This window comes from Mesobacillus sp., from assembly GCF_057785455.1.
Map to the genome: position 1 here is coordinate 36992 of NZ_JBYNSB010000024.1, position 22259 is coordinate 59250.

Genomic DNA, 22259 nt, shown 5'->3' on the forward strand with positions numbered 1-22259 from the left:
CTCAATCGGACAGGATTAGAGGAAATAGAGTCAAAACTGTCCGAAAGACGGTCCCATTCGGACAGGAATAGAGGAATTAGCTCCAAAACTGTCCGAAAGACGGTCCCATTCGGACAGAAAAAGAGGAAATAGAGTCAAAAATGTCCAAAAGGCGGTCTCAATCGGACAGGAAAAGGGGAAATAGCTCCAAAACTGTCCGAAAGACGGTCCCATTCGGACAGAAAAAGAGGAAATAGAGTCAAAACTGTCCAAAAGGCGGTCCCATTCGGACAGAAAAAGAGGAATTGGCTCCAAAACTGTCCGAAAGGCGGTCCCATTCGGACAGGAATAGAGGAATTAGCTCCAAAACTGTCCGAAAGGCGGTCCCATTCGGACAGAAAAAGAGGAAATAACTCCGAACCTGTCCGAAAGTGATCTTAGCCCTCTCGTCTTTGCTCAGCAGGGTAAGTATGTGAATAAAATTATCAAATGAATTATAAGCAAGATTTCCAGAAAATCTGAAAAAACATATAGACAACAAAAAACCCCGCTCCTATTCAAAGGAACGAGGTTTTTAAGTATGACCCCTACGGGATTCGAACCCGTGTTACCGCCGTGAAAGGGCGGTGTCTTAACCGCTTGACCAAGGGGCCGTATAATTCGTTTTTGTCCAGCTGCGGCTCCTAGCTCCTCGAGTCACTTCGGTCCGTCCGATGAAGTCAAAAAGCGACTTCACCTGCCGGCCCTCCAGTGCTGGTCGGAGCTAAGCAGTCGCCTCCGCATTTGGTCTTGTCTAGCTGCAGTGCCTAGCCTCTCGGGTCATAAGCCATCTCCTTTCAGAAATCAGGATTTCCTGCAGGAGCCGTCTTATGCCTGTCGAGGCTGACCAAGGCACTTCCACTTTTCTTAGTAGCGGCGGAGGGGATCGAACCCCCGACCTTACGGGTATGAACCGTACGCTCTAGCCAGCTGAGCTACACCGCCATGATATTGTGTTTTGAGGCACAAGAAATATAATACATAGATATTAAAATAGTGTCAATGGATTTTTAAAAGAAAAGCAGAAATTTTCATCAGGAAAATATTAGGCCGAATTGCTTGTCCGATAGTGAAAAGCAGGCCATTAGCAGGAAGATAACGAGTTAATTCGAGGAATTCTGGGTTTACGGGGAAATCCGTCGAACGAAACTTGGTAGCTTGTCCTTGTTTTTGACAAACTTCTGTATTGCTCCCTCTTATAATAAGCTGCAACGATAAAAAAACGGGGAGTGTATTGAATGCAAAAGGTAGAAAGGAACATGATGGAGCCGATCGGTGAAGTTCAGCTCGAGGAATCACGATTCAGGATTTCAAAAGGCATGGCGAAGCTGCAATCCAAAATCGAGAACCTTTTTCTCAAAAAAGGCTATATATTTCTGTTTATTGGATTCTTGCTTGGCAGGGCCTTGATCCTGGCACAGTTAACCCCTTTTAGCCTTCCGTTTTTTGCGGCCGTTTACCTCATCCGGAAGGATCGAGCCCCGATTGCGCTGTTTGGTCTGGTGGCTGGAGCCGCGACACTGTCGATTGGCGCTTCAGTCTATACCTTCAGCTCGGTATTCTTATTCTTGCTGATTTACCGCATGACCAAAGGCTGGATTAAAAACGATGTAAAGGTGCTGCCATTTTATATATTTTTTAGTATTTTGATAGGGAAAATATTGAAAGCTCTGATTTTGTCGGGGAATATAACCGTCTATGAAGGGATGATGGCTGGTGTCGAAGCAGGGTTAGGCCTTGTGCTGACCTTCATCTTCCTCCAAAGTATCCCGCTTTTGACCTTCAGCAAACGGAAGCAGTCCTTGAAGACGGAAGAAATTGTCTGTCTGATCATCATGCTTGCTTCGGTGATGACTGGTACGATTGGCTGGACTCTCTATGATCTATCAGTCGAGCATGTCATGTCGCGCTACCTCGTGCTGATTTTCTCCTTTGTCGCCGGGGCAACCGTCGGATCAACAGTGGGTGTTGTTACTGGACTGATATTCAGTCTCGCGAATGTCTCTAGCTTCTATCATATGAGTCTGCTGGCGTTTTCGGGCTTGCTGGGCGGCCTCCTGAAAGAAGGAAAGAAACCAGGAGTGGCACTCGGCCTTTTTATCGCAACACTATTGATCGGCATGTATGGCGAGGGTGGGGGGACCCTTAGCAAAACCTTGATGGAATCTGCCGCGGCCGTGCTCTTGTTTTTGCTTACCCCTCAATCAATGACTTCAAGAATCGCAAAATACATTCCCGGGACACCTGAATATTCCGCGGAACAGCAGCAATATATGAGGAAAATGAGGGATGTGACGGCGCAGCGTGTTGTCCAGTTTTCCAATGTGTTTGAGGCGCTTTCTAAAAGCTTCTCTGCCTTGCAGGTTCAGGATGAAACAGTCGAGACAGACCGGGACATGGATTATTTCCTCAGCAATGTCACCGAGAAAACATGCCAGACTTGTTTTAAAAAGGACCATTGCTGGACAAGGAACTTTAATACAACCTATGACTATATGAGTGAGATTATGCAGGAGATGGACCAAAATTCTGGGGCAGTGCCGCAAAAGCTTTCGCGGGATTGGGACAAGCACTGTACCCGTTCGAAAAAGGTAATGGAAATCATGCAGCAGCAGCTGACCTATTATCAGGCGAACAAAAAGCTTAAAAAACAGGTCCAGGAAAGCAGGCGTCTTGTAGCAGACCAGCTGCTCGGGGTATCTGAGGTAATGGGGGACTTCGCTAAGGAAATACAGCGTGAGCGCGAGAACCATTCAAAACAGGAGGAACAGATTCTCGAGGCGCTGCAGGATTTTGGCATCCATATTGAGCATGTTGAAATTTATAGCCTTGAGCAGGGGAATGTTGATATTGATATGACCATTCCGTACTGCCAGGGTCATGGTGAGTGCGAAAAGCTGATTGCCCCAATGCTGTCCGATATTTTAAAAGAAAATATTATCGTTAATTCTGAGGAGTGCTCTACTTTTCCAAACGGCTTTTGCCATGTGACCTTCCGTTCCGCAAAAGCTTATACAGTCTTAACTGGCGTTGCCCATGCAGCTAAGGATGGGGACCTTGTATCCGGGGACAGCTATTCGACGATTGAACTGAGCGGCGGGAAATATGCGATTGCAATCAGCGATGGGATGGGAAATGGCGAAAGAGCGCATTCGGAAAGCAGGGATACGTTATTGCTGCTTCAGCAGATCCTCCAATCAGGAATTGAGGAAAAGGTGGCAATTAAATCGGTCAACTCGATTCTTTCACTAAGGACGAACGATGAAGTATTCTCGACACTCGACCTTGCGATGATCGATTTGCAGAATGCTTCTGCACGATTCCTTAAAATTGGCTCTACGCCCAGCTTCATCAAACGAGGCGGCAAAATCATGAAAGTCCAGGCTAGCAATCTTCCGATGGGCATCCTGCAGGAATTTGAAGTGGATGTTGTAGGGGAACAGCTTAAAGCTGGAGACCTGCTGATCATGATGAGCGATGGTGTCTTTGAAGGCCCTAAGCATGTTGAAAACTACGATCTTTGGATGAAACGAAAAATCAATGAATTACAGACCGACGATCCTCAGGCAATCGCTGATTTGATCATGGAGGAAGTCATCCGTTCACGTGGCGGCTCAATCGAGGACGATATGACCGTTTTGGTGGCGAAGATTGATCATAATATCCCGAAATGGGCTTCCATTCCTGTGTCGAACTATCAAAAAAGAGCATAAAGTTTATTTTTAACATAACCCAAGGCAAATATGTATATTTCCCTCTCTCTTCGTCGAAAATGGTAACAAATTTATTAGGCTGTTTATAAGAGTCTAAGAGAGAGGGGATTATCATGAAAACAGGTACTATCCGTCAAATCTTGCTTATAACAGATGGCTGCTCAAACCAGGGTGAGGATCCGATCGCGATGTCTGCCCTAGCAAAGGAACAGGGAATTACCGTCAATGTTATTGGCGTCATGGAGCAGGATGTCATTGATGACCAGGGAATGAAGGAAATTGAAGGCATTGCCCTTTCCGGAGGCGGAGTCAGCCAGATCGTATATTCGCAGCAACTGTCACAAACTGTTCAGATGGTCACAAGGAAAGCGATGACCCAGACCCTTCAGGGAGTAGTAAATAAGGAGCTTCAGCAGATTTTAGGCGGAGGGAAAACAGTAGAAGACCTGCCGCCTGAACAGCGCGGTGAAGTGATGGAAGTGGTAGACGAGCTGGGAGAGACAGTTGGCCTGGAGGTGTTGATTCTTGTCGACACAAGCGCAAGCATGAAGCATAAGCTGCCAACAGTGAAGGAAGCCTTGCTGGACTTGAGCCTGAGCCTGAATGCAAGGACAGGGGACAATCGTTTTTCGGTGTTTGTATTTCCCGGGAAAAGAAATGATGTCGAAAAATTGCTGGATTGGACACCGAAGCTTGAATCGCTTACAAGCATATTTTCCAAGCTTACAACCGGCGGGATAACGCCAACAGGACCGGCCATTCGCGAAGCATTATCCTATTTCAATAAAAAACGGTCATTAAGGAGCCTTCTGTCACGTGATGATGAATCCTTCTTTGAAGAATCTGTGTAAAGTCATTCCGGGAACAATCATTCAAGGGAAATGGCACGATCATCGGTATACGATTATAAAAGAGCTTGGATATGGAGCAAATGGAATTGTTTATCTCGCGAGGCATAATAGTACTCAAGTAGCGCTGAAAATGAGTGACAACGGAATGTCCATTACATCGGAAGTCAATGTGTTAAAATCTTTTGCCAAGGTCCAGGGATCTGCCCTCGGGCCTTCTTTGCTCGATGTAGATGACTGGGAGCGCCCGGGCAAACGGGTCAGCTTCTATGTGATGGAATTTATCAAGGGGCCTGATTTTCTTGCTTTCCTTCAGCAAAAGGGACAGGATTGGAAGGAAGTCATGATTCTCCAGCTATTGGCCGACCTCCAGGTTTTACATGAAAATGGCTGGGTGTTCGGGGATTTGAAGCCCGACAATTTGATCGTAACAGGTCCGCCTGCAAGAATCCGATGTATTGATGTAGGTGGAACAACAATGCAAGGAAGGGCTATTAAGGAATTCACGGAATTCTTCGATCGGGGCTACTGGGGGCTCGGAAGCAGAAAGGCGGATCCAGGCTATGATCTATTTGCAGTTGCCATGATCATGATCAATACAGCTTATCCAAAAAGGTTCACGAAGAAAGCTGGCGGGATCAATGAAATTATGGATAAGGTGAAGCGCAGTCCCGAACTTAAAATGTATGACCCTATCATCATGAAAGCGTTGACCGGAAAATACCAATCCGCAAGTGAAATGCGAACCGACTTATTGCAGCTTCGTCAGCCTAGTGCGGGTTCCAGAAGTTTTCAACAATCTTCCGGAGCAGCTGCACCGAGCCAAAAACCTCAGCAGCCAATGGGCAATACACAAAAAAGCAGGAGAGCCAATGTTAGCGTATCGCCTGGCAATACAGCGGCAGCCCAGACGAGAAACAGCCTGAAAAAGAAAAAGAAAAAGTCATCCGCTATAGAGACGATGACGATTATCCTCATTATTTCATTGTTATATTTTTTTTATATTTATAGCCAGATTACATAGTTTTTTTGAAACCTTTTGCTGACTTGTTCGTAGTATAGGAATTCCTGCTTCCTTATTGCGCTTCGTTTTTGATTCTGAATGCTTAAAAGTGTTAAGCTGAAATTAGAAGATTAATGGCTTGCCGGCATGGGTATAGACTTAAACCGGCAACACATAAGGAAGAAAAGAAATGATTGAAACAAAGGTAAATGCTTTTCTCGAGAAACACAATTTTCAGCTTCATAATAAAGCAATCGCGGTCGGAGTCTCCGGCGGTCCGGATTCACTAGCCCTTCTTCATTATTTATGGAACGAACGGGAGAAGAAGTCCCTCAGGATTGTCGCTGTCCATGTGGACCATATGTTCCGCGGCCAGGAATCCTATCAGGATGCCCTTCATGTTAAGGGGTATTGTGAACAATTGGGCATTCCTTTCGAAATGAATAGGATGGACGTTCCGGCTTACATGGAAAAGTCAGGCTTGAGCTCCCAGCAGGCTGCCCGCGAATGCCGCTATCAATTTTTCGAGGAAGTGATGTTCAAACACAATCTTCAATTTCTTGCGCTGGGACATCATGGTGATGACCAGGTTGAAACAGTATTGATGAGACTGACCAGGGGAAGCTCTGGCAAAGCACGTGCCGGAATCCCATTTTCCCGGCCATTCGGAGAGATGGTTATTTTCAGGCCGTTCCTCTGCCTGACGAAAGAAGATCTGGAAGAGTACTGTAATATCAATCATCTTGTACCAAGAATCGACCCAAGCAATGAAAAGGAATACTATAGCAGGAACCGCTTCAGAAAAAACATCCTTCCGTTCCTGAAGGAGGAAAATCCCGCTGTCCATGAGCACTTCCAGCGTTTTAGCGAAGAGCTGCAGATGGATGAAGATTATCTTGTTGAATTAACGAGGGAAGAATTGAATAAAGTAATGAAGAAAGAGGACAGCAAAATAACCATTGATATTAGTTCCTTTGGGCGGATGCCAATGCCTTTACAAAGAAGAGGGATTAAACTAATATTAAACTATCTTTACAAAGATCGACCTGCTTCTCTTTCCGCTATACATATTGAAAAAATTTTTTCAATAATTCGCAATCCCCATCCATCAGGAACACTTGATTTCCCCAGCGGTTTAAGAATCATACGATCGTATGGAAAATGCCACTTTCAATTAAATCCGCCCGAGAAGAACAGCTATTGTTTCGAGATAAATGGAACAGCTAGCGTAATGCTTCCTAATGGCGACATGATCGAGGCCCAATTGCTGGACGAAGCTCCTGACACTACTTCCAGGGACCATTTCATCATTGACCTTCAGCATTCCGGCTTGCCTCTGATGGTTCGCACAAGGCAGCAGGGAGACCGGATGACATTGAAAGGGATGAAGGGCTCCAGGAAGTTAAAGGACATTTTTATCGATATGAAAATTCCTTTAGCCGAAAGGGATGAATGGCCGGTTATAACAGACCGCGAAGGCCGGATCCTCTGGCTTCCGGGACTGAAAAAATCGGACCATGAAGCAAGTAAAGATGGAAACAGGTTACTACATTTAATTTATATAAAGCATTGATATCTTCCAGGGGGCACAATGATCATGATGAAAAATGATATCGAAAAAGTATTGTTTACAGAAGAAGAAATTCAGGAAAAAACAAAGCAGCTTGCAGCTGAGCTGACTGAGGAGTACAAAGAACGCTTTCCGCTGGCAATCGGGGTCCTGAAAGGGGCAATGCCTTTCATGGGCGATTTGCTGAAGCGAGTGGATGCGTACCTTGAAATGGACTTCATGGATGTTTCCAGCTACGGCAACTCCACAGTTTCATCAGGTGAAGTCAAAATCCTTAAGGATTTGGATACATCTGTAGAAGGACGGGATATCCTGATCATTGAAGACATCATCGACAGCGGCTTGACGCTTAGCTATCTGGTTGAGCTTTTCCGCTACCGCAAAGCGAAGTCAATCAAGATCGTCACACTTTTGGATAAACCGACAGGAAGGAAAGCAGACATTCAGGCAGACTATGTCGGATTCATCGTCCCTGATGAGTTTGTAGTCGGATACGGCCTTGATTATGCTGAGAAATACCGGAACCTTCCTTATATTGGTATATTGAAGCCGGAGGTTTATACGAAGTAACAAAGTTCTTCAGAAAATCATCAGGGTTGACAACGAAATATTCTGAATGTTAATTTCTTGAATTAGCAAGATTTACTATGATACTATTTAATATAGTTTGTCTACCGTGGGAGGAGGTAAGGGATGAATCGGATCTTCCGTAATACCATCTTTTATTTATTGATATTTTTAGTCATTATTGGGGTAGTTAGCTTCTTTAATGGCAATAACGAGCCGACTGAACAAATCACTTACGATAAATTCATACAGGAGCTCCAGGCAGGAAATGTTGAAGGGAAATTGACGCTTCAGCCTGAACGGGGTGTGTATGAGGTAAGAGGAAAGCTCAAAGGCCAAGAGGAAGGGAAAGGGTTCATTACGTATGTATGGAACAACCCTGATACCCTGAATCGCATTGAAGAAACGGCTGCACAGGCAGACGTTGAAATCCAGCCAGCCAAGGAAACAAGCGGATGGGTGACGTTCTTTACATCAATTATTCCGTTCATTATCATCTTTATCCTGTTCTTCTTCTTATTGAACCAGGCACAGGGCGGCGGAAGCCGTGTCATGAACTTTGGCAAGAGCAAAGCGAAGCTCTACAATGAAGAGAAGAAAAAAGTCCGCTTTAAGGACGTTGCGGGTGCAGATGAAGAGAAGCAAGAGCTTGTCGAGGTTGTTGAGTTCCTTAAGGACCCTCGCAAATTTGCTGAACTCGGTGCGCGCATTCCAAAGGGTGTTCTATTAGTAGGACCTCCAGGTACAGGTAAAACATTGCTTGCACGTGCTGTTGCAGGGGAAGCGGGCGTACCATTCTTCTCAATCAGCGGTTCCGACTTTGTCGAAATGTTCGTCGGTGTCGGTGCATCGCGTGTCCGTGATTTGTTTGAAACAGCGAAAAAGAATGCTCCATGTATCATTTTCATCGATGAAATCGACGCAGTCGGCCGCCAGCGTGGCGCTGGACTTGGCGGAGGCCACGATGAGCGTGAGCAGACGCTGAACCAGCTTCTTGTTGAGATGGACGGCTTCGGCGCGAATGAAGGAATCATCATCGTTGCTGCAACGAACCGACCAGATATCCTTGACCCAGCATTGCTGCGTCCAGGACGTTTTGACCGCCAGATCACAGTTGACCGTCCGGATGTTACCGGCCGTGAAGCAGTTCTGAAGGTACACGCACGAAACAAGCCGCTTGATGAATCTGTAAACCTTAAGAATATTGCTGCCCGTACACCAGGCTTTTCTGGTGCGGACCTTGAAAACCTGCTTAATGAAGCTGCTCTTGTCGCAGCCCGCAGGAATAAAAAGAAAATCGACATGCTTGATCTTGATGAAGCAACGGACCGCGTAATTGCCGGCCCAGCGAAGAAGAGCCGTGTCATTTCACAAAAAGAAAGAAATATCGTCGCATTCCACGAAGCTGGCCATACGGTCATCGGGGTTGTCCTTGATGAAGCCGAAATGGTGCATAAGGTTACGATTGTCCCTCGCGGACAGGCTGGCGGCTATGCTGTCATGCTGCCTAAGGAAGATCGCTACTTCATGACAAAGCCAGAGCTTCTTGATAAAATCACTGGATTGCTAGGCGGCCGGGTTGCTGAAGAAATCGTCTTCGGTGAGGTTAGCACGGGTGCCCATAACGACTTCCAGCGTGCAACAGGCATCGCAAGAAGAATGGTGACCGAATTCGGTATGAGCGATAAGCTTGGACCGCTGCAATTCGGCCAGGCTCAGGGCCAGGTATTCCTTGGACGTGACTTCAACAATGAGCAAAACTACTCAGACAAGATTGCTTATGAAATCGATGTCGAAATCCAAACAATCATTAAAGAATGCTATGCAAGAGCCAAGAACCTTCTTACAGAGCACCGTGAGAAACTTGATTTAATCGCGAATACTTTGTTAGAGGTTGAAACTCTTGATGCTGAACAAATCAAGCATCTGGTTGACCATGGCCGCCTCCCTGACCGCAGTGTCAGCATTGCGAAGGATGACATGAAGGTCACGATCAACACAAAGAAAGATGAATTGCCAGCAATCGAAGAAACGGACAAGAAAATTGATTCTGTTCTTGAAGATCCGCCGGCTATTGATGAAAAACCAAAAGAATAATTTTAAGACGACAGGTGCCTTTCGAAAGGGCACCTGTTTTTTTGAACAATTCTTCAGCTTAGGGCCAGACGGTATGCTATGGGGGGATCCTCCGCCGGATTTTCCGCCAATCTCCGACAAGAAGCCAGGGGCTTCATCAAAAATCATTCTGAGGCGGTTTACTTTTTTTAGTGGTTTTCAGGTGATTATGTTATGATATTTTCAGTGTTGAATCAGAAAAACTCTAATAAGTTGGTGAATACCTTGATTTTTGTTTTTGACGTCGGTAATACAAACATTGTGCTGGGAGTATATGACCGGGAAGAGTTGAAACATCATTGGCGAATTGAGACAAACCGCAACAGAACGGAAGATGAATTCGGCATGATTATTAAAAACCTTTTCGATCATGTCCAGCTTTCATTTTCAGATATAGATGGAATCATCATTTCTTCTGTTGTTCCGCCGATCATGTTTTCGCTTGAGCGGATGTGCCAAAAGTACTTCCATATCAAGCCGCTAGTTGTCGGTCCCGGGATTAAAACTGGCCTTGACATAAAATATGAAAATCCAAGGGAAGTTGGAGCTGACCGGATTGTCAATGCAGTTGCGGCCATCCATGAGTATGGCAGTCCTTTGATCATTGTTGATTTTGGAACCGCAACTACTTATTGCTATGTCAATGAGAGCAGCCAGTACATGGGCGGTGCGATTGCTCCAGGAATCGGGATTTCAACCGAAGCTCTTTACTCGCGGGCGGCGAAGCTTCCAAGGATTGAAATTAGCAGGCCGGACGATGTCATCGGGAAAAATACCGTGTCAGCAATGCAGGCGGGTATTCTGTATGGATATGTTGGACAAGTAGAGGGAATAGTTAAACGGATGATGGATAAAAGCGATGTTCCTGCAAAGGTGATTGCGACGGGCGGCCTGGCGAACCTGATTGCTCAGGAGTCAAAGGTGATCGATGTTGTGGATCCATTTTTAACGTTAAAGGGACTGCAGCTGATTTATAAACGGAATATGGAAAAGAGCAATTAATAGATAACACAGCATGAAGGGAGTACAAAAATGAGCGATTATTTAGTGAAGGCTCTAGCCTTTGATGGGCAAATCAGAGCATATGCGGTGAAAAGTACGGAGACAGTCGGGGAGGCACAGCGCCGGCATTATACATGGCCGGTTGCGTCAGCAGCACTTGGCCGTACAATGACTGCGGGGCTAATGATGGGTGCGATGCTCAAAGGTGAAAATAAATTGACGATTAAGATTGATGGCGGCGGCCCTCTTGGCCCAATCCTTGTTGATAGCAATGCCCGTGGAGAAGTGAGAGGTTACGTAACGAACCCTCATGTCCATTTCGATCTGAATGAGCACGGGAAGCTTGATGTAAGGAGAGGCGTCGGCACAGACGGGACCCTTTCTGTCGTAAAAGATGTCGGGATGCGTGATTATTTTACCGGACAGGTGCCTTTAATATCTGGTGAGCTGGGCGACGACTTCACATATTATTTCGTGACATCCGAACAGGTGCCTTCTTCAGTTGGAGTTGGAGTACTGGTTAATCCTGATAACTCTATAAAGGCTGCTGGAGGCTTCATCATTCAATTGATGCCTGGGACGAGCGATGAAACGATTACTTATATCGAAAACAGACTAAAGGAAATCCCTCCTGTTTCTAAACAGATCGATAAGGGGCTTTCACCGGAAGAATTGCTGGAGGAGCTGCTCGGGAAAGACAATGTCAAGTTCCTCGAAACAATGCCGGTATCATTTGAATGCAATTGTTCCAAGGAACGTTTCCATACTGCATTGGTGAGCCTTGGTTCTAAGGAAATCCGAGAGATGATAGAAGAAGACGGACAGGCAGAAGCACATTGCCACTTCTGCAATGAAAAATATATTTTTACAGAAGCTGAGCTTGAAGAGATAGAGAAAGAAGCGAAATAAGCAGGTAGTGGGGGAAGAGAAGTGGAGAAAAAGCAGCTTGGGTATATCATTGCCGGGTTAGCCATTTTGAATGCCATAACGCTCGTGATGCTGCTGACCCAGCCTGCCATCCTCAGCGGCGAGAAAGAGAACGTGGCTGAGATTGGCAAGGAAAGCATCTCACGCCAGGAGTGGCTTTCTGAGCTTGAAGAACGATATGGGGAAGAGACACTCAGGGACCTGGTGGATCAGGAAGTCGTCAGGCAAATGGCGGATGATTATAAAATCGAGGTTTCTGACAAAGCCGTCGAGCGTGAGCTGAATATATACAAAGCGATGTATTCCTCGCCGGATGAACAAAAAAGCGAGGAAAAGTGGAAACAGCAGATAAAATACAGTCTTCTGCTTGAAGAGCTTTTAACAAAGGATGTCAAAGTATCAGAAGAGGATATGAAAGCTTTCTATGAAGAAAATAAGAGCCTCTTTGATGTACCGGCTGCCTACCATCTTTCCCAGATAGTCGTTGAAACAGAAAAGGAAGCGAAGGAAGCTGCGAAGGAATTGAAGGATGGCTCCAGTTTTGGCGCACTTGCAATGGAGCGCTCCATCGATGAATTTTCTGCAAACCAGGGCGGGGATATCGGCTTTATCAATGAAGAAGATGAGCGAGTTGAACCGCAAGTAGTAGAGGCTGCCAAGCAGCTAAAGCCTGGGCAGTGGACAGGACCTGTCAAACTTGAGAATGGCTATGCCATTGTCTATCTGCATGAAAAACTAGACGGCAAGAAATATGGCTATAAAGAAGTGAAGAGCCAGATCCGCAGGCAGATGGCACTGGAACAAATGGATATTCCAGTTTCAGCCCGTGCATTCTGGGATGAAGCTGATGTCAGCTGGTTTTATGGCGAAAGCGAGAATAAATAACAAGAAAATACCGGTTTATAGCCGGTGTTTTTTTTGCACTTTTTGTGAACCTTGTCGATATCTGATCCCAGGTTTATGGTCCTGCCGAGCCCCCTGAAATCCTATTCTCACGAAGGTATCAAAAGTGGCGGTCCAGTCAGCAGCAAATCCTAATAAAATGCCTGTAAACGCATTGTTTAGTCATTCCCTAAATAGGATAGTTTAAGAAGGATGGGCAGAAGGCTGAACTTTGCCCGTGTCGAAGCAAACTGATTGACATAGGCCATAAGTGCTGGTAAATTTTAATAAATACCAATTAAAATAGTCGGAATAAAAAAGGGGCGAGTAATATGGTACGGATTGCAAATTCAGTTACTGAGCTTGTTGGCCAGACTCCAATCGTAAAATTGAACAGACTGGTGGATGACCAGAGTGCAGATGTTTATTTGAAGCTTGAATACATGAACCCTGGAAGCAGCGTCAAGGACCGTATCGCTTTGGCGATGATCGAAGATGCGGAGGCAAAAGGAGTCCTGAAGTCGGGCGACACTATTATTGAGCCTACCAGCGGAAACACTGGAATCGGGCTTGCGATGGTTGCTGCGGCTAAAGGCTATAAAGCTATTCTTGTCATGCCTGAGACAATGAGTATGGAGCGCCGCAATTTGCTTCGCGCATATGGTGCGGATCTTGTATTGACGCCAGGACCAGAAGGAATGGGCGGAGCAATCCGCAAAGCAGGTGAATTGGCAAAGGAGCATGGCTACTTCATGCCTCAGCAATTCGAGAATTTTGCTAACCCTGCTGTCCATGAAAAAACAACAGGGCCAGAAATTGTTGAACAAATGGGCGACCAGCTTGATGCATTCATCTCGGGTATTGGAACAGGCGGAACAATTACAGGAGCAGGTAAAGTCCTGCGTGAAAAATACAAGGATATCAAAATCATTGCAGTAGAGCCTTCTGACTCACCAGTTTTATCAGGAGGAAAGCCAGGACCACACAAAATCCAGGGAATCGGCGCCGGTTTTGTCCCGGAAGTCCTTGATACAAAGGTGTATGATGAAGTCATCACGGTCGAGAATGACCAGGCGTTTGAATATGCCCGCCGTGCTGCAAAAGAAGAGGGAGTCCTTGGCGGTATTTCTTCCGGCGCTGCGATTTATGCAGCACTTGAAACTGCGAAGAAACTTGGCAAAGGCAAAAAGGTCCTTGCCATCATTCCAAGTAACGGTGAACGCTATTTAAGCACGCCGCTTTACCAATTTGAAGAATAGTGGATGGGAAAAGAGGCAGGCCGCGGGGCTTGTCTCTTTTTTATGCTGTCAGGCGAGGAGGTAGAAACAAACATAAAAGGGAAGGATAAACCTTACTGCAGAAATACAGATTGCAGTACTTCCTGCCAGCAGCCCAATGAAAGAATTTGCTTTTTTCCGATTTTAAAAATGAAAGCGGGCTCTCCATCATGTATGATGGAAAAAGAGAAAAATTTAGGGGTGACGAGCTTGCCGCACTATAACATCCAAAGCATAACGATGCCATACTCAGCAGCACGTTTTTTTCAGCAATATGACCATCTTGCCAAATCATATAATGAACATATCATCCTTGAAAGCGGGAGGGGCGGAAGGTATAGTATCGCAGCCTTTCAGCCGGGGACCGTTTTTTCAGGGAAAAATCATAAATTGACCGTAACGAAGGATGGCGTTTCAACTGAATTTGAGGGAAACCCGCTGGAATTGATGAAAAAGCAAATGGAAGAATACCAGCTTCCTCAAATGGAAGAACTGCCAGACTTTCAGGGTGGAGCAATTGGCTATATCAGCTATGATTATGCGCGATATATCGAGAAGCTGCCCGAACTTGCAAAAGACGATTCCGGGATTCCGGAGGTTTATTTCCAGCTTTTTGATGAATGGTTTGTTTTCGACCATCAGACTGAAATGTTATGGCTGATGGCCCTTGCAGAATTGGGACAGGAAAAACAGGCGGAGGACAGGCTTTCGGAGTGGAAAGAGCGCTGGGAGGCTGATTTGCCGATAACAGCTGAGAAAATAGACAGACCTGCAACTGATGAACTGAAGGTTTCCATGAGTGAGTCAGAGTTCATCGATGCTGTGGAAAGAGTCCAGCAGTATATCTCACAGGGAGATGTATTCCAGGTCAATCTGTCAGTCAGGCAGTCCCAGCCGATTGAAACCGAAGCAATGGAAGTATACAGGCAGCTGCGTGTCCTGAATCCCTCCCCGTACATGGGCTATTTGCACACTGAGGATTTTCAGCTTGTCAGCGGTTCCCCGGAGCTTTTAGCAAAAATAAAAGGCTTAGAGGTCAGCACAAGGCCGATTGCCGGTACGAGATCGAGGGGGAAATCAGACGAAGAGGACCTGGCGCTTGCCAATGAGCTGATCGGCAATGAAAAAGAACGGGCAGAACACGTGATGCTTGTCGACCTTGAGCGGAATGACCTTGGAAGAGTATCCAAATATGGAACAGTAGAAGTCAATGAATTCATGGTGATCGAGAAGTACTCCCATGTCATGCATATCGTTTCAAATGTTAGGGGGGAACTGGCTGAGGGGCAGGACTGGTACAATGTCATCAATGCAGTTTTCCCTGGCGGCACGATCACAGGAGCACCAAAGGTCAGGACGATGGAAATCATCGAGGAGCTCGAGCCGGTAAGACGCGGACCTTATACTGGATCAATGGGATGGATCGGATTCAACGGCAATATGGAGCTTAATATCATCATCCGGACGATGCTGGTCAAGGATGGCATGGCCCATGTCCAGGCTGGAGCGGGTGTTGTTATTGATTCAATCCCGGCAAATGAATACAAGGAATCCTTAAAAAAAGCCATCGCTCTTTGGCGGGCGAAGGAGCTTGCGGAGGGTGAAGCGAAATGATTTTAATGATTGATAATTACGATTCATTCACATATAATCTCGTCCAATACCTCGGTGAAATGGGTGAAGAGCTGAAGGTCATCCGCAATGACCAGACCTCCATAAGAGGAATCGAAGAGCTGAATCCCCAGTTCCTGATGATCTCGCCGGGACCGTGCAGCCCGAATGAAGCCGGCATCAGCCTTGAAGCAATAAAGCAATTCGCCGGGAAAACACCTATTTTTGGTGTCTGTCTTGGCCACCAGTCAATCGCCCAGGTATTCGGAGGCGACGTTGTCCGTGCGGAGCGGCTGATGCACGGAAAAACATCCATGGTGTACCACGACGGCAAAACGATTTTTGCTGGTCTCCAGAATCCATTTCCTGCTGCGCGTTACCATTCGCTGATTGTAAAAAAAGAAACACTGCCTGACTGCCTTGAGATTTCCGCCTGGACAGAGGAGGGCGAAATCATGGCAGTACGCCATAAGACCCTGCCTGTAGAGGGTGTGCAATTCCATCCAGAATCGATTTTGACGACTGAAGGAAAACAGCTGTTAAAGAACTTCATTGCGTTTTATAAAAGTGCTGGATTGGAAGTAAAGCTGTAATGTACGTATATATCAATGGCCGATTTGTAAAAAAAGATGAAGTCGTCATCTCCCCGTTTGACCATGGGTTTTTATATGGATTAGGCGTATTCGAAACCTTCCGCATCTATAATGGACATCCCTTTTTGCTGGATGACCACCTTGAACGGCTGAATGAAGGACTTGAAATGCTGAACATCGATGCTGCTTTTACAAGGCAAGATGTTCTTCCTATATTGAAAAACCTCTTAGATAAAAATGGTTTGAGCGATGCATATATCCGTTTTAATGTTTCCGCAGGCAACGGGGAAATCGGGCTGCAGACGGACAGCTATACAGAACCGAATATGATTATCTTTTCCAAGCCTCTGCCACCTGCTGGCAGGATGGCGGAGAAGCAGGCGGTGCTTCTGGAGCTAAAGCGAAACACTCCTGAAGGAGCGGAGCGTCTTAAGTCACACCATTACTTGAACAATGTGCTCGCCAAGCGGGAAGTTGGCAGTGACCCAAATAAAGAAGGAATCTTCCTAACTGAAGCTGGCTATTTGTCAGAAGGAATCGTTTCAAATATTTTTTGGTACAGAGAGGGAGTCCTCCACACCCCGGATATCAGCACGGGCATTTTGAATGGCATCACCCGCAGGTTTGTCATTGATCTTGCCCGCGCGGCCGGCGTTGAGGTACGTGAAGGATTATACAAACCAGAAGAAGCCGCCGCTGCCCAAGAACTATTTTTAACAAATTCAATTCAGGAAATCGTTCCTGTCTCCGATTTTTCAGGAAAGTCTTATCCGGGAAAACAAGGGGGACTGGTGAAGATTATATATAAATATTACGCAGAGTATCGTGAAACGCTTTGGAGCAGAGCGCAATTGGATGGAGGGTTAGCTTAATGAAAAAAGGACAATCGACGTTGATAAAAGCTGGTCGATATACATTGGATTATGAAAAGAAAACCCTGATAATGGGAATCTTGAATGTCACGCCTGATTCATTTTCGGACGGCGGCAAATACAGCCTGGTGGATAATGCTGTTTCCCACGCAAGGCAAATGATTGAGGAGGGTGCGGATATTCTTGATATCGGCGGCGAGTCCACAAGGCCTGGGTATGAACGGGTTTCGGATGAGGAAGAAATTTCACGTGTGGTGCCTGCTATTGAGGCAATCACTAAAGAGCTCAATATTCCAATTTCCATCGATACATATAAGTCCGAGGTAGCGAAAAAAGCTGTCGAAGCCGGAGCTGTAATCATCAATGATATATGGGGCGCGAAGGCGGATCCGGAAATCGCAGATGTAGCTGCCGAATCAGGAGTACCAATCATCCTGATGCATAACCGGAACGACCGGAACTATTCAAACTTCATCAGGGATGTGCTGAATGATTTATATGAAAGTATCACAATCGCTAAAAAAGCCGGAGTCAGTGATGAGAACATCATTCTGGACCCGGGCATCGGCTTTGCCAAGGACCTTTCGGAAAACCTTGAGATGATGCGCAACTTGGATACGCTTGTATCACTGGGTTATCCTGTATTGCTTGGAACATCGAAGAAATCAATGATTGGCGGTGTCCTCGATTTGCCTGTATCCGAAAGGACGGAAGGTACCGGGGCGACAGTATGCTTTGGAATCCAGCACGGGTGCCAGATCGTTCGGATCCATGATGTGAAGGAAATGTCACGCATGGCAAAAATGATGGATGCGCTAATGGGAAAGGGTGAATATCGTGGATAAAATTCATGTCAATCAAATGGAGTTTTACGGCTACCACGGCGTTTTTGCAGAGGAAACAAAGCTTGGCCAGCGTTTCGGTGTTGATTTGACGGTTGAGATGGATTTGTCGAAGGCAGGGAATAGCGACAATCTCGAGGATTCCGTCAATTATGGAGAGCTTTATCAGGTCTGCAGGGAAATCGTTGAAGGAAAACCATATAAATTGGTAGAGGCAGTAGCGGAAAGAATCGCCAGTGCAATTCTAAAGCAATTTGCATTGGTACAAGCCTGCCATGTAAAAGTCATCAAGCCAGACCCGCCGATTCCAGGTCATTACAAGTCGGTAGCAGTTGAAATCACAAGGAGCAGATAAGCGTGGAGAATTTTGCATATATAGCATTGGGGTCCAATATGGGTGACCGATTTGAATATTTGAAGAAAGCCCTGTTGCTTCTTGAAAACCATGAGGGTATCCAGGTGGTAAATACTTCATCCATTTATGAGACTGATCCGGTCGGGTATACAGACCAGGATCAATTTTTAAATATGGCGGTACAAGTGAAAACCAAGCTGAATCCAGGCGAGCTTTTGGCTGAATGCCTTAATATCGAGGAGAAGCTTGGCAGAAAAAGGGAGATTCGCTGGGGCCCGCGAACTCTGGACCTTGACATTTTGCTCTATAATCATGAAAATATTGAAACAGAGAAGCTTACTATACCGCACCCTCGGATGGGCGAACGTGCGTTTGTCCTTCTTCCGCTTCTGGAAATGGACCCGAATCTCACGCTTTCCACTATGGATAAGCCTCTGAAATCCTGTTTACAAAGTATACCTGATAAAGAAGGAGTACGAATATGGAAGCAGAAAAATGGGGAAGACGTATTCGCGCTTATCGAAAACTAAAGGGTTTTACCCAGGAAGGCTTTGCAAAGGAGCTTGGCGTTTCCGTTTCAATTTTAGGTGAAATTGAACGCGGCAACAGGATGCCAGACGAGAGTCTGATCCTTAAAATATCTGAATTCCTGGACGTAAGCATCGAAGAATTAAGCCCGCAGTGATGTTTTTATAGATTGGTTTAAATTTATAAGGGGGAATACCGTGCTAAAGATTGGCGATATCGAAATGAAAAACCAGGTCGTCCTCGCTCCTATGGCAGGCATCTGCAACTCAGCATTCCGCCTTACAGTCAAAGAATTCGGTGCAGGCTTGGTTTGCGCCGAGATGGTCAGCGACAAAGGAATTGTTCTTCAGAATAACAGGACACTCGACATGTTATATATAGATGAACGCGAAAAGCCGCTTAGCCTTCAGATTTTCGGCGGTGAAAAAGAAACACTCGTACAGGCGGCACAATACGTAGACAAGAACACAAACGCAGATATCATTGATATCAATATGGGCTGCCCGGTTCCAAAAATCACGAAATGTGATGCAGGAGCAAAGTGGCTGCTTGATCCAAATAAAATCTATGAAATGGTGTCGGCTGTAGTGGCTGCGGTTGAGAAGCCGGTAACAGTCAAAATGCGCATGGGGTGGGATGAAGACCATATCTTCGCAATCCAGAATGCCCAGGCAGTGGAACGTGCAGGCGGTAAGGCTGTAGCATTGCATGGCCGCACCCGAGTGCAAATGTATGAAGGAAAAGCAAACTGGGACATCATCCGCGACGTCAAACAGGCAGTCAAAATCCCTGTTATCGGCAACGGAGATGTAGAAACACCACAGGATGCGAAAAGAATGCTTGAAGAGACTGGGGCAGACGGCGTTATGATCGGCCGTGCAGCACTAGGCAACCCGTGGATGATCTACCGTACTGTCAAGTATCTGGAAACAGGAGAACTAATGGGTGAGCCAACTGCTCGTGAGAAAATCGATGTAAGCATCCTTCACCTTGACCGCCTGATCGATTTGAAGAATGAAAAAATAGCTGTGCGCGAAATGCGCAAGCACGCTGCCTGGTACCTAAAAGGGATCCGCGGCAGTGGACCTGTCCGTAATGCAATCAACGAATGTACAACAAGAGATCAGGTTGTCGGCTTATTGAGAAACTTTGCCGATGAGGCAGAAGCAGCTGAAGCTGAAGCGAACGAGACCACAGTTCACCATGTTGGATAAAAATTGACATTCACCATCACATTTCCTATAATACCTGTATTAACGCAACTGCCAGTGGATAGCTGGCAGTTTTTATTCTATTAGCCGATTTTTTTCGAGAAAAGGCTTAATTCAGAGATTTTTAATGTCTGAACACGATAGTTTGTGTAAAATAATAAAAGTATCCATCAAACAAACCAAGGATTACATAATAAATTTTTAAATATATTGGAGTGAAAGCGACATGAGTCATGAAGAATTGAATGACCAGCTCAGAGTCAGAAGAGACAAGATGAATTCATTGCGTGAAAAAGGGCTGGATCCATTCGGCAAACGATTTGAACGCACTCATTTAACGGACCAGCTGATCAGCGAGTACGGAGAATTGGAAAAAGAAGATATCGAAGCAAAGAGTGTTTCGGTAAAAATAGCTGGACGTATCATGACGAAGCGCGGCAAAGGTAAGGCGGGCTTTGCACATATCCAGGACCTTACAGGCCAAATCCAGATTTACGTACGCCAGGATGCAGTGGGCGAAGAACAGTATGAAGTATTTGACTCAGCTGACCTGGGTGATATCGTTGGAATCGAAGGCACTTTATTTAAAACGAAAGTCGGCGAGCTTTCTATTAAAGCTGAAAACTTTGTATTCCTTTCAAAGGCTTTACGTCCGCTTCCGGAAAAATTCCATGGATTAAAGGATGTAGAACAGCGCTACCGCCAGCGTTATCTTGACCTGATCACAAGCAGTGACAGCAAGACAACCTTCATCAACCGCAGCCGCATTATCCAATCAATGCGCCGCTACCTGGATGGACAAGGCTACCTTGAAGTTGAAACTCCGTTAATGCATTCGATCGCAGGTGGAGCTTCTGCACGTCCATTCATTACACACCATAACGCTTTGGATATGCAGCTATATATGCGTATCGCAATTGAGCTTCACCTAAAGCGCCTGATTGTCGGAGGCCTTGAGAAGGTTTATGAGATCGGCCGCGTATTCAGGAACGAAGGGATTTCTACTCGTCACAATCCTGAATTTACAATGCTTGAACTGTATGAAGCCTACGCTGACTGGCGTGACATCATGTCCCTTACTGAGAATATGGTTGCCCATATCGCACAGGATGTTCTTGGAACAACAACAATCCAGTATGGTGAACATGAAATCGATCTTAAGCCAGAGTGGAAGAGAGTCCATATGGTTGACGCAATCAAAGAATACACTGGTGTAGACTTCTGGCCGCAAATGAGCACAGAAGAAGCTCGCGCCTTTGCTAAGGAACACGGCGTGGAAATTACTGAACATATGCAATATGGCCATATCGTCAATGAGTTCTTTGAGCAAAAGGTAGAAGAGCATCTGATCCAGCCTACATTTATCTATGGACACCCAGTGGATATTTCTCCACTGGCTAAAAAGAACGATGAAGATCCTCGCTTCACTGACCGTTTTGAATTGTTCATTGTTGCAAGGGAGCATGCGAATGCATTTACCGAGTTGAACGATCCAATCGATCAGAGAGAACGGTTTGAAGCGCAGCTGAAAGAGAAAGAACAAGGAAACGATGAAGCGCATGAAATGGATGAGGACTTCATTGAAGCATTGGAATACGGAATGCCTCCAACAGGCGGACTGGGAATCGGTATCGACCGATTGGTCATGCTTCTGACGAACTCACCATCTATCAGGGATGTTCTCTTATTCCCATTGATGCGTCACCGTTAATAACAGAAAGCAAAGCGGTCCTGTCCGCTTTGCTTTTTTTGTTTTTGCTAATGCAGCTATAAAATTATATGAGGAAAAGAATGATAATATTGTCTAACGGCAATGCTGAGATAATATTGAGAGGATTAATGTGAGGGCAGCTGTATAAGGAAGAGCCTTATGAATATAAGTGGTGAAGTGCAGGCTTCCTATAAAAAGGCAGTTTTAGACTGTTGATTTGGACACATAAATATGAATTATCTTTCTTTTATTAATGTGAATAAAAAGCGAAAAAACATATTGCCTTCGGATAATAAAGATGCTATATTTATATTCGTTGCTACGAGCTACTTAGTTAGCAACAAAGAAAATAAAAAAACTTATTGACATCAGGTTTTTAACCTGATAATATATAAGAGTTGCTTCTAACGGAGCAGCAAAAAAGAAACTGCTCTTTGAAAACTAAACAAACAAGCGTCAACAAACAATAAATGATCATGACTTCTATTATAGAAAATCATGAGCCAACGTTTTAAATTATGAGCTAAACTCATACTCTTTTTTGGAGAGTTTGATCCTGGCTCAGGACGAACGCTGGCGGCGTGCCTAATACATGCAAGTCGAGCGGATCTTCA

The 22259-nt window shown here is 45.5% G+C and carries 19 protein-coding genes, 2 tRNA genes and 1 rRNA gene; 20 read left to right on the forward strand and 2 right to left on the reverse strand.

The annotated features are described in order from the left end of the window. Nucleotides 1-560: 560 nt before the first annotated feature. A tRNA-Glu gene (locus AC3EBE_RS09360) sits at nucleotides 561-632 on the reverse strand. Between the two features lie 257 nt (nucleotides 633-889). Then, nucleotides 890-963, reverse strand: a tRNA-Met gene (locus AC3EBE_RS09365). 293 nt (nucleotides 964-1256) lie between these two features. Here AC3EBE_RS09365 and spoIIE point away from each other — a divergent pair. The 20 genes from spoIIE to AC3EBE_RS09465 form a co-directional block, all read left to right on the forward strand. Continuing rightward, nucleotides 1257-3731, forward strand: coding sequence for a stage II sporulation protein E (gene spoIIE / locus AC3EBE_RS09370; protein WP_488594755.1), 2475 nt, complete (start codon nucleotides 1257-1259; stop codon nucleotides 3729-3731). A gap of 113 nt (nucleotides 3732-3844) precedes the next feature. Further along, a complete protein-coding gene (locus AC3EBE_RS09375) occupies nucleotides 3845-4582 on the forward strand; it encodes a VWA domain-containing protein (protein ID WP_488594756.1) in 738 nt (245 codons plus the stop codon). Next, a complete protein-coding gene (locus AC3EBE_RS09380) occupies nucleotides 4551-5603 on the forward strand; it encodes a serine/threonine protein kinase (RefSeq protein WP_488594757.1) in 1053 nt (350 codons plus the stop codon). The genes AC3EBE_RS09375 and AC3EBE_RS09380 overlap by 32 nt, the downstream gene beginning before the upstream one ends. Nucleotides 5604-5772: 169 nt before the next feature. Continuing rightward, nucleotides 5773-7155 carry a tRNA lysidine(34) synthetase TilS gene (gene tilS, locus AC3EBE_RS09385; RefSeq protein ID WP_488594758.1) on the forward strand — a complete coding sequence of 461 codons (1383 nt, stop codon included), beginning with the start codon at nucleotides 5773-5775 and terminating at the stop codon, nucleotides 7153-7155. Nucleotides 7156-7182: 27 nt separating this feature from the next. Continuing rightward, the gene (gene hpt / locus AC3EBE_RS09390; RefSeq protein ID WP_488594775.1) at nucleotides 7183-7722 is read left to right on the forward strand and encodes a hypoxanthine phosphoribosyltransferase; all 540 of its coding nucleotides are present in this window, start codon (nucleotides 7183-7185) and stop codon (nucleotides 7720-7722) included. A 123-nt stretch (nucleotides 7723-7845) separates the two neighbouring features. Further along, nucleotides 7846-9816, forward strand: coding sequence for an ATP-dependent zinc metalloprotease FtsH (gene ftsH / locus AC3EBE_RS09395; RefSeq protein ID WP_488594759.1), 1971 nt, complete (start codon nucleotides 7846-7848; stop codon nucleotides 9814-9816). Nucleotides 9817-10059: 243 nt separating this feature from the next. Further along, nucleotides 10060-10836, forward strand: a complete 777-nt coding sequence (locus tag AC3EBE_RS09400; protein ID WP_488594776.1) for a type III pantothenate kinase — start codon at nucleotides 10060-10062, stop codon at nucleotides 10834-10836. 30 nt (nucleotides 10837-10866) lie between these two features. Beyond that, complete coding sequence (gene hslO, locus AC3EBE_RS09405) at nucleotides 10867-11745, forward strand: Hsp33 family molecular chaperone HslO (protein WP_488594760.1); 879 nt, start codon at nucleotides 10867-10869, stop codon at nucleotides 11743-11745. Nucleotides 11746-11766: 21 nt separating this feature from the next. Then, entirely contained in the window at nucleotides 11767-12648 is an 882-nt protein-coding gene (locus AC3EBE_RS09410) for a peptidyl-prolyl cis-trans isomerase (RefSeq protein WP_488594761.1), read from the forward strand. Nucleotides 12649-12977: 329 nt separating this feature from the next. Further along, on the forward strand, nucleotides 12978-13904 hold the full coding sequence (cysK, locus tag AC3EBE_RS09415; protein ID WP_488594762.1) for a cysteine synthase A: 927 nt from the start codon (nucleotides 12978-12980) through the stop codon (nucleotides 13902-13904). Between the two features lie 195 nt (nucleotides 13905-14099). Then, nucleotides 14100-15536: an anthranilate synthase component I family protein gene (locus tag AC3EBE_RS09420; RefSeq protein ID WP_488594777.1), complete on the forward strand. Its 1437-nt coding sequence runs from the start codon at nucleotides 14100-14102 to the stop codon at nucleotides 15534-15536. Then, nucleotides 15533-16126: an aminodeoxychorismate/anthranilate synthase component II gene (pabA, locus tag AC3EBE_RS09425; protein ID WP_488594763.1), complete on the forward strand. Its 594-nt coding sequence runs from the start codon at nucleotides 15533-15535 to the stop codon at nucleotides 16124-16126. The genes AC3EBE_RS09420 and pabA overlap by 4 nt, the downstream gene beginning before the upstream one ends. Next, nucleotides 16126-16998, forward strand: coding sequence for an aminodeoxychorismate lyase (gene pabC / locus AC3EBE_RS09430; RefSeq protein WP_488594764.1), 873 nt, complete (start codon nucleotides 16126-16128; stop codon nucleotides 16996-16998). The genes pabA and pabC overlap by 1 nt, the downstream gene beginning before the upstream one ends. Next, entirely contained in the window at nucleotides 16998-17843 is an 846-nt protein-coding gene (gene folP / locus AC3EBE_RS09435) for a dihydropteroate synthase (RefSeq protein ID WP_488594765.1), read from the forward strand. The genes pabC and folP overlap by 1 nt, the downstream gene beginning before the upstream one ends. Next, entirely contained in the window at nucleotides 17836-18195 is a 360-nt protein-coding gene (folB, locus tag AC3EBE_RS09440) for a dihydroneopterin aldolase (protein WP_488594766.1), read from the forward strand. The genes folP and folB overlap by 8 nt, the downstream gene beginning before the upstream one ends. Nucleotides 18196-18197: 2 nt before the next feature. Further along, nucleotides 18198-18725, forward strand: coding sequence for a 2-amino-4-hydroxy-6-hydroxymethyldihydropteridine diphosphokinase (gene folK, locus AC3EBE_RS09445; protein WP_488594767.1), 528 nt, complete (start codon nucleotides 18198-18200; stop codon nucleotides 18723-18725). Then, the gene (locus AC3EBE_RS09450; protein ID WP_488594768.1) at nucleotides 18677-18880 is read left to right on the forward strand and encodes a helix-turn-helix domain-containing protein; all 204 of its coding nucleotides are present in this window, start codon (nucleotides 18677-18679) and stop codon (nucleotides 18878-18880) included. The genes folK and AC3EBE_RS09450 overlap by 49 nt, the downstream gene beginning before the upstream one ends. Before the next feature lie 40 nt (nucleotides 18881-18920). Continuing rightward, a complete protein-coding gene (dusB, locus tag AC3EBE_RS09455; protein ID WP_488594769.1) occupies nucleotides 18921-19937 on the forward strand; it encodes a tRNA dihydrouridine synthase DusB in 1017 nt (338 codons plus the stop codon). A gap of 223 nt (nucleotides 19938-20160) precedes the next feature. After that, a complete protein-coding gene (gene lysS / locus AC3EBE_RS09460) occupies nucleotides 20161-21645 on the forward strand; it encodes a lysine--tRNA ligase (protein ID WP_488594770.1) in 1485 nt (494 codons plus the stop codon). A gap of 538 nt (nucleotides 21646-22183) precedes the next feature. Continuing rightward, nucleotides 22184-22259 (forward strand): 16S ribosomal RNA (locus AC3EBE_RS09465); the annotation flags it as partial.